The organism is Propionicicella superfundia DSM 22317, assembly GCF_000423465.1.
GTDB classification, from domain to species: domain Bacteria; phylum Actinomycetota; class Actinomycetes; order Propionibacteriales; family Propionibacteriaceae; genus Propionicicella; species Propionicicella superfundia.
Window position 1 is genome coordinate 1 of record NZ_KE384023.1, and the last position, 12499, is coordinate 12499.

The 12499-nt window shown below is 69.7% G+C and carries 13 protein-coding genes and 1 riboswitch; of the genes, 8 read left to right on the top strand and 5 right to left on the bottom strand.

What is annotated here, in order from left to right:
• Both G555_RS22920 and G555_RS0115685 read right to left on the bottom strand, forming a co-directional pair.
• Nucleotides 1-266, bottom strand: a 266-nt coding sequence (locus G555_RS22920; RefSeq protein ID WP_028709683.1) for an IS3 family transposase, incomplete at its 3' end; no start/stop codon positions are given.
• Nucleotides 267-305: 39 nt separating this feature from the next.
• Nucleotides 306-1655 carry a site-specific integrase gene (locus G555_RS0115685; protein WP_028709587.1) on the bottom strand — a complete coding sequence of 450 codons (1350 nt, stop codon included), beginning with the start codon at nucleotides 1653-1655 and terminating at the stop codon, nucleotides 306-308.
• 451 nt (nucleotides 1656-2106) lie between these two features.
• On the opposite strand from G555_RS0115685, the gene G555_RS20600 reads away from it, so the two are divergent.
• From G555_RS20600 to nhaA, 4 genes are all read left to right on the top strand, one after another.
• A complete protein-coding gene (locus G555_RS20600; RefSeq protein ID WP_036923504.1) occupies nucleotides 2107-2754 on the top strand; it encodes a type IV toxin-antitoxin system AbiEi family antitoxin domain-containing protein in 648 nt (215 codons plus the stop codon).
• Between the two features lie 3 nt (nucleotides 2755-2757).
• Entirely contained in the window at nucleotides 2758-3657 is a 900-nt protein-coding gene (locus tag G555_RS20605) for a nucleotidyl transferase AbiEii/AbiGii toxin family protein (protein WP_036923506.1), read from the top strand.
• A 39-nt stretch (nucleotides 3658-3696) separates the two neighbouring features.
• Entirely contained in the window at nucleotides 3697-3849 is a 153-nt protein-coding gene (locus G555_RS23440; RefSeq protein ID WP_156887627.1) for a S16 family serine protease, read from the top strand.
• Nucleotides 3850-4072: 223 nt separating this feature from the next.
• Nucleotides 4073-5974: a Na+/H+ antiporter NhaA gene (gene nhaA, locus G555_RS0115700; RefSeq protein WP_028709588.1), complete on the top strand. Its 1902-nt coding sequence runs from the start codon at nucleotides 4073-4075 to the stop codon at nucleotides 5972-5974.
• A gap of 8 nt (nucleotides 5975-5982) precedes the next feature.
• Here nhaA and G555_RS21530 read toward each other — a convergent pair whose 3' ends face one another.
• Both G555_RS21530 and G555_RS0115710 read right to left on the bottom strand, forming a co-directional pair.
• On the bottom strand, nucleotides 5983-6576 hold the full coding sequence (locus tag G555_RS21530; protein ID WP_051209440.1) for a TetR/AcrR family transcriptional regulator: 594 nt from the start codon (nucleotides 6574-6576) through the stop codon (nucleotides 5983-5985).
• Nucleotides 6577-6878: 302 nt separating this feature from the next.
• The gene (locus tag G555_RS0115710) at nucleotides 6879-7259 is read right to left on the bottom strand and encodes a hypothetical protein (RefSeq protein WP_156887610.1); all 381 of its coding nucleotides are present in this window, start codon (nucleotides 7257-7259) and stop codon (nucleotides 6879-6881) included.
• An 80-nt stretch (nucleotides 7260-7339) separates the two neighbouring features.
• Nucleotides 7340-7442: riboswitch (TPP riboswitch) on the top strand.
• On the opposite strand from G555_RS0115710, the gene G555_RS0115715 reads away from it, so the two are divergent.
• The 4 genes from G555_RS0115715 to G555_RS20620 all read left to right on the top strand — a co-directional run bounded on the left by G555_RS0115715 (nucleotide 7438) and on the right by G555_RS20620 (nucleotide 11413).
• Nucleotides 7438-8205: an ABC transporter permease gene (locus G555_RS0115715; protein ID WP_051209444.1), complete on the top strand. Its 768-nt coding sequence runs from the start codon at nucleotides 7438-7440 to the stop codon at nucleotides 8203-8205. It overlaps the preceding riboswitch by 5 nt.
• Nucleotides 8206-8254: 49 nt before the next feature.
• Nucleotides 8255-9235, top strand: a complete 981-nt coding sequence (locus G555_RS20615; RefSeq protein WP_036923508.1) for an NrtA/SsuA/CpmA family ABC transporter substrate-binding protein — start codon at nucleotides 8255-8257, stop codon at nucleotides 9233-9235.
• On the top strand, nucleotides 9232-9954 hold the full coding sequence (locus G555_RS0115725) for an ABC transporter ATP-binding protein (protein WP_028709591.1): 723 nt from the start codon (nucleotides 9232-9234) through the stop codon (nucleotides 9952-9954). The genes G555_RS20615 and G555_RS0115725 overlap by 4 nt, the downstream gene beginning before the upstream one ends.
• Before the next feature lie 118 nt (nucleotides 9955-10072).
• Complete coding sequence (locus G555_RS20620; RefSeq protein WP_084635338.1) at nucleotides 10073-11413, top strand: LssY C-terminal domain-containing protein; 1341 nt, start codon at nucleotides 10073-10075, stop codon at nucleotides 11411-11413.
• A gap of 494 nt (nucleotides 11414-11907) precedes the next feature.
• Here the strand turns inward: G555_RS20620 and G555_RS0115735 are convergent, their stop codons facing one another.
• Nucleotides 11908-12471 (bottom strand): TetR/AcrR family transcriptional regulator, encoded by a 564-nt coding sequence (locus G555_RS0115735; protein ID WP_028709592.1) that lies wholly within the window; start codon nucleotides 12469-12471, stop codon nucleotides 11908-11910.
• Nucleotides 12472-12499: the final 28 nt, after the last annotated feature.

Genomic DNA, 12499 nt, shown 5'->3' on the forward strand with positions numbered 1-12499 from the left:
AGATACGCCGCAGCCCTCCGCAGGACCTCGTTCTCCTGCTCCAGCAGCCGGATCCGCTTCCGCGCCTCCCGCAACTCCACCGAGTCCACCCGTGAGGGGCCCGGCTTCGCCCCATCATCGATATCGGCCTGGCGCAGCCACTTGAACAAGGTCATCGGATGGACACCGAAGTCCTTGGCGATCTGTTCGACCGTCACGCCTGGCTCGCGGCCACGCGCGACCCGAACCACATCATCCCGGAACTCCTTCGGGTACGGCTTGGGCACAGCAACATCCTCTCAGGCCACCCTCCCGGGCAAGCCAGATCAGTTGTCACCTATCCGTGCAGCAGACCCGTTGGCGATCTCGGCGCGGTAGCTGAGTTCGTTTCGTTGGTAGCCCATCAGGGTCTTGGCAGAGGTCAGGCCACCGATGTCCTGGACGGCCTTGAGGTTGCCGCCGGAGACGCGGTAGGCCCAGCTGAGGCCGGTCGAGCGGGTGCCGTGGAAGACGTAGCCGCCGCCGGCGGTGAGGGTCTCGCGGATGCGCTGGGAGTCGTCACTCTCAGGCTCGCCGGTCTTGGCAGTGACCTTCGCGGCCTCCGCTTCGAGTTCGTCGGCGACCTGGTTGCAGGCCTTCTTGAACGCCTTCAGCCATCGGGCGCTTCGGACGGGCTTGCCGTCCGAAGCTCGCCAGAACAGCAGGCCGGTCCGCCCCAGCTGGGTGTGATCGCGCAGATGGGCCTTGATGTCGGGGACAAGCGCGGCGGGGATCACCACGGTGCGGGAGGAGACGCCGCGGCGGGCGGTCTTGAGGGGGCCGATCTCGAGCTTCCCCTCGTCCTCCTTCACGGATTGGTAGACCTTCACCAACGGCACCTCACCGGTCAGGGTGAAGTCGCGGCGTTGCAGGGCGCGGACCTCGCCGGAGCGCAACCCGAGGACTCCTCCGAGAAGGACGCCGAGCCGCCAGGGTGCGGGCATAGCGTCGGCGACCCGGAACAGGATGTCGAACGGCAGCGGATCCTGGTCGCGTTCGCGGGAGGCCTTGGCGCTCGCGGCGTCCTTGATGCGAACCGGGTTGACGTCGATCAGTTCCTCTTCGAGGGCGGCGTTCATGAGGGCGCGCAGCAGGTCGTAGGCCTGCTTGGACGAGGCCTCGCGAGTCTTCACGGGCAGCCCGCGCCACCAGTCCCGGACCTGGGCGCGGGTGAGTTCGGTGACCTTGATGTCGCCGATGCCGTGGTGGACGAGCGTCTTGCCCTTGATGTTGCCGCGGCGGGTCATCGTGGCGGGTTCGCCGTTGATGTAGAACGTCAGCAGTTGGGCGTAGCGCTGGCGGGTGTTGCCGGAGAGGTCGTCGCGCTTGGCGTACTGGGCGCCGTAGGCGGCGATCGTCGGGATGGCCTCGGCTGCTTGGCGTGCGGCCTCTGCCCTGGCGCGTTCCTGCAGGACGCGCTCATAGGGGGGAGTCCACTCGTCCTTCTCGATCAGCCGGCGCTCGCGGTCGATCCACGCCCAGGCGTCGCCCTTGCTCTCGAACGTCTGGGGTGCGGTGAACCGGACGCCCTTCTGGATGCCCCAGACGCCGCCGTGAATGTAGCTCGCCTGGTAGCGTCCGCTGCCCTTGCGGGGGACCTCGCGGACGGTTCCCCACGTGCCCTTGGTGCGTGCCATCTGACCCCTCGGCAGTCGATCTCGTATCTCTCGCTGTGCGCTATCTTTGCGCTAAATTTGGTCGATCGGGCCTATTCACAGGCAAGCACGAGCGAGCAGCCGCCGAGTGTTTCCCCTAGTGGCTGAGCGTAAAACCCCTTTTGGCGAGGGGCTCCGGGGATACATAGAAGATTCTTCGAATCTCGTATCCTCCGCCAGTTGAAGTTTGGGTCTGACTAGTAATACACAGCGATTCTGGCCCCAACTTGTGCATCGGATGGCCGAGATGTGTCCCGAGTGTGCCTCCAAACTCCGGCGGGCTCCGGTGGGCACGGTCGAGGTTCGTGACCCATCTCGTATCTTCTGCGGCTGTCGTGCGATGCTCTCGGGACGGTTCCGTCGCCCCAGCAGGGTGGGAGCGCCACCAACGGGAATGCTTGGTCTGTATCTTACAAGACGATACAATCCAAGCATGGACGCGCTGGAGGTGCTGCGTGAACTCAGCCAGGTCACGGCAGCGCAATGGGGGCTGGTGACCACTGCCCAGGCGGGACGCCGTGGGGTCAGCAGGCTTCACCTGTCGCGGCTGGCTGATGCCGGCCATCTGGAGCGACTGGGCCACGGTATCTATCGGGCCGCAGGCGTCCCTGCTGATCGCTTCGAAGCGCTCAAGGCCGCCTGGCTGTCCGTTGATCCGAAGCGGACGGCGGAAGAACGACTGCGTCAACCAACCGCCGATGCGGTCGTGTCGGGAGCCGCGGCCGCCTACCTGCATGGGCTGGGAGACCTGGTGCCTGAGCCGTACGAGTTCGCTGTGCCGGCGCGGCGGCAGACCCAGCGCTCCGAGATCCGTTTCCGTGTGCGGCAACTGCCCAAGGACTCGGTCACACTGCGCGAGGGGCTCCCCGTGACGACGGTCGAACAGACGATCGCGGATCTCGTCGAGGCCCGCACCGATCAGTCGATGATCGCCGGCCTGCTGGCCGATGCCCGTAGCCTCGACCGGACCCGGCTGGCCGAGCTGCTCGGGCCGATGGCCGCCCGCAACGGCCTCCCCTCAGGCGAAGCCCTCCGCGACCAGCTCGATCGCACGACCCGACCGGCGCACCAGGAGACCTGACCCATGCCCGACTTCGGCTATCCCGACAGCGCGGGCGTCGAGGCGGCGATCAAGGCTGCCGCGAAGAGCGCCCACGACGCCGACCCCACCCGCCAGACCGGGGATCTCATCCGGCAGGCCCACTACGACCGGTTCCTGTGCCGGGTATTCTCCGGGTCCGACGCATCGGAGTGGGTGCTCAAGGGCGGCACCGGAATGCTCGCCCGTATCCCTACTGCCCGCCGCACCTTGGACGCCGACCTGTACCGGGCTGGCTATGACAAGGATCAGGCGCTGGCCGACCTGCGGCGGCTGGCGGAGCTCGACCTCGGTGACCACTTCCGGTTCGTCTATCGCGAGCACCACGAGATCCTCGCCGATGACACCCAGCCGTACATGGACGGCTACCGCGTCACCTTCGACGCCTATCTCGGCGTCAAGCTCGTCGACACCATCAAGGTCGACCTGTCTGCCGGTACGCTCCCCGCTGACAGCCTCGAGGTAGAGGAGCCGGCGAACCGGCTGAGGCTGCCGCGTCTGGTGAGCTACCCCTACCGGCTCTACCCGGTCACGAACCAGATCGCCGACAAGGTCTGCGCCACCATCACCGACTACGGCGGGCGGCCGTCCAGCCGCGAGAAGGACCTCGTCGACCTGGTCGTCATGGTCATCACGCAGAGCGTCGACGCGGTCAGCCTCCGCCAGGCGATCGCGAGCGAGTGTGCCAAGCGCAGGCTTCGGTTCCCGGACGAGTTCGCCGTCCCTGCCCAATGGGGTGCGGCCTACGCCAAGCTCGTGAGGAACACGCCAGCCGAGCCTTACCCGATCACCGCGGCCCGAGAACTCCTCAGTAACTTCATCGACCCCGTCCTCACGGGCGGTGCGGCGGGTGCCTGGCACCCGGAGATTCGCATCTGGTCCTGACCCGCCGCCCGATTCGGGAGACGGTGTTTCCCGTGGAACCTGGCGGTCAGCCCGCACGGGTCGGGCGACCCGGCCGGCAATGCCGCGCAACATGGCAGTCACCTCGGTGCCACCATGACGACCGCTTTGGTCTCTCCGATCGCCGGACGCAAGGTGTGCGCCGAGGTCGGCATGACCGGAGGCCCTCCCTGACCGGACGGATGCTCGCGATCGGCGGCGTGAAGCAGAAGCTGCGCGCCGCGCGGCGGCCGGCTGACCCAGAGGTCCAGGGTCGAACCGAGCCTGGGCGGTGGTGGATCACGAGACGGAGGTGATTGTGCCTGGCCGGGTACTCGGCCCAGCCGAGTAGCGTCTCCTCAGGCGCAGAGCGTGCGTCGACACCGTCAGCCCACGGGCAATCCGGAGGAGAACCCCAATGCTGCAGTTCCTGACGCGCAAGGGCCAAGCGGGCACGTCCGCGCGCCGCACCGACTTGTTGGGCCAACTGTCGGCACCGCTGCGGCATTTCCTGCACACCGAGTCGGGTGGGGCGGGGATCCTGCTCGCCGCGACAGTGCTTGCACTGGTGTGGGCGAACTCGCCGTGGTCGGCGGCGTACGTCGGCCTGCTGCATACCCACCTGTCGGTGTCGGTCGGCGGCGCTGTCCTGGCGATGAGCGTGCAGCATGCTGTCAATGACGGCCTGATGGTGCTGTTCTTCTTCGTGATCGGTCTGGAGGTACGCCGCGAGTTCTCCGTGGGTGAGCTCACAGACCGCAGCCGCGCGGTGGTGCCGATGATCGCTGCGCTCGGCGGCATGGCGCTGCCTGCCCTCCTGTACCTGTTGTTCAACCCGTCCGGACCGCAGGCAGTTGGCTGGGGTGTCGTCATCGGTACGGACACGGCCTTCATGCTGGGCGCGCTCGCGCTCGTTGGTCCGCGGTTCTCCACACAGTTGCGGGTCTTCCTGCTCACCCTCACGGTGATCGACGACTTCGTGGCAGTGACCGTGATCGGGGTCGCCTACTCCGACGGGGTCGCGCTCGGGCCGCTGCTCGTCGCCGTGGCGGGCCTGTGCGTGATTGCCCTGCTCAGTCGGTTCGGCGCTTGGCGGGCAGCGCCGTACCTGCTCCTGCTGCTCGGCATCTGGCTGGCGACGCTGGAGTCGGGGCTGCATCCGTCCATCGCAGGAATGGCCGCCGGTCTGCTGGTCGCGGCCCGCGAACCGAAGCGTTCGGACGTGGAGGGTGCCGCTCGGCTGGTGCGGGCGTTCCGGCAGTCACCGATGGCGGAGGTGGGGGATGTCGCGCGCCGCGGCCTGGCGCGCGCGATCTCTGTCAACGAGAGGCTACAGACCAGCCTTCATCCATGGTCGAGCTATCTGGTCGTCCCGGTGTTCGCCTTTGCCAATGCCGGTATCGACCTGCGTGGCGGGGTGCTTGCCGACGCCCTCGGCTCGCCTCTGACCTGGGGCGTCGTGATCGGTCTCGTGGTCGGCAAGTTCGTCGGCATCGGCGCGTCGGCCCTTGTGTCCGTGCGGCTGGGCGCGGGAAGCCTGCCGCAGGGAGTCCGCAGCGGGCATGTGCTGGGAGGAGCGGGCCTGTCCGGCATCGGCTTCACGGTCTCCCTGCTGATCGCCGGGCTGGCCTTCGACGACAGCGCGATGCGGGATCAGGCGACCGTGGGCGTACTGCTCGCCGCCGTCCTGGCCACGCTGCTGGGCTGGGCCGTCTTCGCCATCGCTGCGCGGTTCGGGCAGCGGGACGCCGACCTGCCGCAGCACCTGTCCACGGACGTGGATGCCGCTCGGGACCATGTCCACGGCGCTCCCGATGCCGCCCTCACCCTCGTCGAGTACGTCGACTTCGAGTGCCCCTTCTGCTCGCGAACAACCGGGGTCACCCAAGAGCTGTGCCGTGAGTTCGGTGACCGGCTTCGCTACGTCGTGCGGCACCTGCCGCTGCCGGACGTGCACCCGCACGCGGAGCAGGCCTCACGGGCGGCGGAGGCGGCCGCGCGGCAGGATCGGTTCTGGGAGATGCACGACCTGCTCTTCGCCCGGCAGGACGAGCTGGAGTACGAGGATCTCGTCGGCTACGCCCACGAACTCGACCTCGACGTGGAGCAGTTCATGCGCGACCTCGACAATCCCGAGGTCGCCCGCCGGATCCGCGAGGACGTCGCCAGCGCCGAGGCCAGTGGCGCGAAGACCACGCCGACCTTCTACGTCAACGGCCGCCGTCACCGCGGACCCCATGACGCGCAATCGCTCCGGGTGGCGCTGGAACAAACTGCAGACCCGTCCCGGAGCGCCTCGAAGGAGTTCCCCGCCGAGTAGGCGTGCGCCTACTCGGCGTCCGGACGAAGCGACATGGGCGTCCCCTCACCCGCCCGCGGCGAGGTGAGGTCGCGAGCGAGGGAGATGGTGCGGCGGAGCGTGTGCACAGGGTCCTCGTCGCCGGCTCCGTGGCGGGCCCATTCGCGTTGCGCGGTCGTCAGGACGGCGGTGGCGAGGTTCACGATGAGTTCGGCGGACGCGCGCTCGGCGCGGTCCGGCGACGTGTTCTCCAAGCGTGCGATGACGTGGGGGACGAGTTCCTGGCTGACAGCGGTCAGGCGTGCGGTCACGCCCGCCAGCAGATGCGGCTCCTGGCACAGCAACCGGCCGCGGGCGCGCTTGATCTCGCGCTCATCGGGCGCCTGTTCGAGCGCGGTGGCGAGCATCTGCAGGAGATCGCCGAGCACATCCGGGCCGCGGTCCCGGCGGAACGCGCCCAGGGCGCCCTCGTCGGGCAGCGGTGGCCCGTTCCCAGCGAGCGCGGCGTCCTTGGAGGGGAAGCAGTTGTAGAACGTCCGGACGGAGATGAGCGCTCGTTCGCAGATCATGTCGACGGTCACCTGTCCGCTGCTCAACTCCAGCGCCAACTCGATGGCGATCATCTCGATGGTGCGACGTGTGGCGAGGCGGCGTTTCTTCGCGGGCTGGGCGGAGCTCTCGGCCTGAACAGGGCGTGCGGTGAGTTGGTGGCCCTGCGCGTGGGGTGGGTGGTGTGGATTCGTCGGGTGTGGGGGTGAGACCGCCAGGTTGTACGGCATACCGGCCCGGGGGATGTTGCCCGTGAGCGGTGACCGCCACGTTGCATGGCATACGGTCCCGGATCTGAGGCTGATAACCCGTGGAACCTGGCGGTCAGCCCGTACGGGTCGGGCGACCCGGCCGGCAATGCCGCGCAACATGGCAGTCACCCGACCGGCCGTGCGCGGAGCGGGGCGCGCAGTCGGCCGGGACGGCTCACCCACCGAGCACCCGACCGGCCGCGCGCGGAGCGGGGGGTGCAGGTTGCGGTGCGGGCCTCGCCGCGCAGCACCTGACCGGCCGCGCGCGGAGCGGGGACTCCTCCGCCGTCGCCCGGGCACGAGGCGGGGGACGCGGGACGGTCCGATGCCACGTTCCCCGGGCCCGGCGTACGCGTCTCGACGTGAGCGCACCTCCAGGCGACACTGTTGCCGCGATCCACGCTCTGGAGCGGCAGACCGAAGTCCTTCACCTGCACGTCGTTGCCGAAGATCGCCGCATAGCGTGTCTCGTCGAGGAGCAGCTCCGACAGGACAAGAGCGCGCACGATCACATCGGCTGCCGACGATCCGGGACGACGACCGGTCCGTGGTCACGGGGGCGTCGGGGCGGGCTCGCCTGTACGTTGGGACCCACAGCGGGAGCCGTCATCGGCTGAGAGGAAACCACGAGGTTTCGACCGCCACACCTGATCTGGGTCATGCCAGCGTAGGAATGGAATCGTCGTGCAGCGTGTCGCACAGGGGCTTGCTCCCTACACCCTCCCCATGGTCGCCGTCGTCGCCTGGTGGCTGGTCACCGCGCTCGGCCTGGTACCCGCCGCCGCGCTGCCCTCCCCGGGGCGCGTCGCGGGCGCGGCCTGGCGCATGACCGCCTCGGGCGAGCTTCCTCGTTCCCTGGCGGCCAGTCTGGCGCGGGTGGCGATCGGCGGCCTCGCCGGCGCCGTCGCCGGAGTGGCTCTCGGCGTCGCGTCGGGACTCTCCCGGGCCGGACAGACCCTGCTCGACCGGCCGCTGCAGATGCTGCGGATGGTGCCCTTCAACGCGATGGTGCCGCTGTTCATCCTCTTCCTCGGCATCGGCGAGCCGATGCGGCTGTTCGTGGTCGCCTGGGCCGTCGCCTTCCCTCTTTACATCAACACCTTCGCCGGGATCCGGGACGTCGACAGCCGGCTCGTGGAAATGGCCCGGGTGTACCGCGTCCCGCGCGCCCGGATCGCCCGCGACGTCCTGCTCCGCGGCGCGCTGCCGTCGGTGCTGACCGGCCTGCGGTTCTCGCTGGGGCTGGCGTGGATCGCCCTGATCTACATCGAGGTGGTCAACGCCGGCACCGGGCTCGGCTACCAGCTCAGCCAGGCCCAGCAGTTCACCCGGATCGACGTGATCCTCGTGATCCTCGGTCTCTACGGCATCCTCGGCGGACTCACCGACTGGTTCGTGCGGCTGCTGGAGCACCGGCTGCTGCACTGGCGCGCCGCCTACACGGGCGACTGAGCCCGCTCCCCGGCCGCCCATCCTCCCCATCCTGAAAGGAAGTCCATCCATGAGAACCCGTCTCCGTCGGGTCGTCGCCGGGCTCGCCGTCCTGGTCGCCCTCGTCCTGTCCGCCTGCTCCGCCGGTGCGGGTGGCCCCACGACGTCCTCGGGCGCCACGCTCCGGGTGGCGAACCTGACCACCGCGAACTACCTCACCATCGTCGGCGGCGGCGACCTGCTCACCCGGGAGACCGCCGCGGAGGGAGGCTCCGCCGAGTTCGTCGGCCCCTTCGTCCCGACCGACGCGCTGGCCGCCGTCAACGCCGGGCAGGCCGATGTCACCTCGACCGGAACGGCCTCCTTCGACACCCTGCTGTCCAAGGGCAGCGACTATGTGGCCTTCGCCATCGAGCGGTACTCCGGCAACAGCCAGGGCATCGTCGCGGCGCCCGGCAGCGGCGTCACCGGGCTGAAAGATCTGTACGGCAAGAAGATCGCCGTCGGGCAGGAGGGCGGCACCGGCCATTGGCTGCTCCATCGCGCCTTCGAGGACGCGGGTCTGGACATCACCAAGGTCGAGATCGTCTATCTGCTGCCGAAGGACGCCGCCACCGCCTTCACCACCGGTCAGGTGGACGCCTGGTCGACGTTCGACCAGTACCTCGCCACAGCCCAGGCTGTCGACGGCGCGCGCACGCTCGTCACCGGCGACCGGCTCGACTCGCTCAACTGGACGATCCACATCGCCTCCCGCCAGATCGCCGAGACGCATCCGGAGCTGCTGCGGGCGGCCTACCGGGCGCTGCGGGCACAGGCGACCGCCGCCGCGGCCGACCCCCAGGTGATCCTCGACACCTATCGCGGCTTCGGCGCGACGGAGGAGCAGATCTCACGCATCGCCACGTTCTCGGTGCCGACGATCGAGCCGGTGGACGACGCCCAGGTCACCAACCTGACCAGGCTGGCCGAGCAACTCACGCGCTACGGACTCATCGAGGACGCGCCGGACATCTCGGGACATGTGTTCGACGCGGCCGCGCCGGCATGACGGACACGCCCGCCGCCGTCCGGCTGACCGGCGTCGCCAAGGCCTACGGGTCGCAGCAGATCCTGAGAGATCTGGATCTCGTCATCCCCGCCGGGCAGTTCGTGGCGGTGGTGGGACGTTCCGGCTGCGGGAAGTCGACCCTCCTGCGGCTCGTCCTCGGGCTGACCGAGCCCGACGCGGGAGCGATCGCGGCGCCGGAGGAGGTCGCGGTGGCCTTCCAGGAACCGCGACTGCTGCCCTGGCTGGACCTCGCCGCGAATGTCGGCTTCGGGCTGCGGGGGGCCGACGCCGCGGCCCGGGTCGCGGCCGCGCTGGCCGAGGTGGGGCTGGAGGGCCGCGAACATGCCTGGCCGCTGCGGATCTCCGGCGGGCAGGCGCAGCGCGCGTCACTGGCCAGGGCGCTGGTGCGCCGTCCCCGGCTGGTCCTGCTGGACGAGCCCTTCAGCGCTCTGGACGCACTCACCCGGCTGGAGATGCAGGCGCTGATCTCCCGGTTGTGGGCCCGGCACGACTGGACGGTCGTCATGGTCACCCACGACGTGGCCGAGGCCGTCAGAACGGCTCACCGGGTCGTGGTGCTCGACGACGGCCGGGTGAGCTGCGACCTGATGGTTCCCGGGACACCTCCGCGCGGTCTCGGATTCCCCGGTGAGCAGGACCTGAGCCGGACTCTGCTGGCCGCGCTCGGGTTGAGCCACCTCGAACAGCGACAGGGGTGAGCCGCGGGCCGCGGCGCGATGAGGGCGGCGCCGTGGCGACCCGGGGCGGCCGAGCCGGGCCGGTTCGCGTCGCCCGAACCAGGACGTCCGCCGCCGACCCGGGGTACCGTACGGTTGCGTGACCGATTCCCCGCGCGGACACGGCCCCCTGACTCCGCCGACGTACAGCCCACCGGCGAAGGTCCGGGAGCCCCTGCTGCGGCGGCTGCGGCTCGGCACCGAGATCGACAACCTGTTCTTCGCGCTGGCCAGCCTGTCGGTGCTGCTGCTGGCGGCCGTCCTGTTCCGGCAGGGGTTGAGGCTGTCGTGGAGCATGGTCTACCTGATCGGTTTCTGGCTGGTCCTGGCCTATGTGGCGCTGCCGCGGGTCCACTGGATGCTGACCAGGATCTACGTACCCGACTATTTCGTGGGTCGCACGCACACGACCGACGGGTTGCTGGGTGACCCGGTGAACCTCGCGGTGCGCGGGACGGCGGGTGAGATCCATGCGGCGATGCAGCGGGCGGGGTGGACGCCGGCCGACCCGGTCACGCTCCGCTCCGCAGGGCGGATCGTGACGTCGTCCCTGCTCCGGCGGAGCTATCCGGAGGCGCCGGTGAGCCCGCTGCTGCTCTTCGGGCAGCGGCAGGCGTTCGCCTATCAGCAGGAGGTCGAGGGCAACCCGGCGCGGCGTCATCACGTCCGGTTCTGGCCGACGCCGGACGGGTGGCTCCTGCCGGGCGGCGAGCGGGTGGATTTCCTGGCGGCGGGCACCTACGACCGCAGTGTCGGACTGTCCCTGTTCACGCTGCAGGTGACGCACAAGATCGATGCCGACATCGACGCCGAGCGGGACTACATCCTTGCCAGTGTGCGGTATGCGAACCCGTCCGTGGCGACGACCGTCCTGACGGGCTTCTCGACCGGGTACCACAGTCGCAACGGCGGCGGCGACCAGGTGCGCACCGACGGAGACCTGCCCATCCTCGAACTGACCGACCTGCCCGCGTCGCCCGCGCCCGCGATCCCGGTGGCACACGAGCACGGTCTCGGGGCCCGCCCGCCCGCGGTCGTCGCGGGGGTGGTGCTCATCCTGCTCGCCGCCGTCCTCGATCCGTTCACGTACCTGCCGGCCGCTGCGCAGGCGATGAGCGACGCTCACGTCGCGGCCGACGAGGTGGCGGTCGTGCTGGCGACGCTGGTCGTGGTCTTCGGTGTGTTCTACCTCGTCCTGTTCCTGCTGCTGGCCCTGACGTTCCGCGGCCACGGCTGGGCGCGGCGGCTGTTGTTGGCGGCGCTGACGTTCCAGCTCGTCGTGCAGCTCTCGGGTTGGGTGACGCTGCCCGCCGGGTCGTTGAGCGTGTTGGCGATCGTCGGGACGAGCTTCTATGTGCTCGCCGTGTACGCACTGTCGAGCCTCGCTGCGCGCGACTGGACAGCGCATCACCTGCGCTCCGCCGCAGACGGCTCGCGCTGAGCGGGCGCGGAGGGAGCGGGCGCCGAGTGAGCGGCGTGGCCCAGAATCGTGCCCGGCGGGCCGCCGCCGAGAGCCACATCCGATCGGTGGCCGGCAGCAGCCCGGACGACGAGACCGCCGGCGCCGGCGAACTGCTGGAGAGCGCGCCATCTCGCGGGCCGAGTTCGACGCGGCCACCGCGAAGCGATTGCCTGGACTGCGCGGATCGGGGAGCAACGCCGTGACCGCCAGGTTGCGCGGCATACCGGCCCCGTGGGCGCGGCGCGCCAGCCGTGACCGCCATCTTGTAAGGCATACGACTGCGGATCCGGGCCGGATAACCCGTGCAACGTGGCGGTCAGCCCGCACTGACCCGATGACCCCGCTGGTATGCCGCACAACCTGGCGGTCACCCTGTCCCGTTCACTCCTGGTGCGCGGATCGCTTCTCCCGGGCGGCTGCACCCGGACGGGTCTCGGGGACCGGGCTCGGTCGTTCCCTTCGGGACGTCTCCCTCAGGTGAGTCGTGGATCGATGAGATGGAGGGCTCGGCTGACCGCGCCGGGTGCGTCCGCGGGGTTGGTCTGGGACACGACCACCCCGTACACCATGAGTGCCATCAGCAGGATGTCGGCGGGTGCCCAGCCGGGATCGGCGAGGCCCTCCTCCTGGGCGCGGGCCAGCGGGTCGGCGATGAGCCGGCGCAACCGCTCGTCGCTGAGGGACGGAGGCAGCGCGGCCCTGGCGTCGATGACCATCTCGATGATCGCGCTGGACTCCAGGATGTACTCCACGAGAAGGCGCCACACCGTGTGGAAGCAGTCAGGCCCGGGTGTGGACGACGCCAGCCGCTCGAGCTCGGCGAAGTTCTCCTCGAACACCGCCAGGCCGAGATCGCGCCGGTCGGGGAAGTGCCGGTACAGGACGCCTTGGCCGACGCCGGCCGTCCGGGCGATCGTGCTCAGTGGCGCCCGGTAGCCCTGCTCGGCGAAGACGCGCCGCGCGGCGGCCAGGATGGCCGCCCTGTTGGCCTTCGCGGCTGCCGGTCCTCTGTTGCGAGTGCGGGTGTTCGAAGGCATGAGTGACAGTCTAGAAGCGGACAAGACT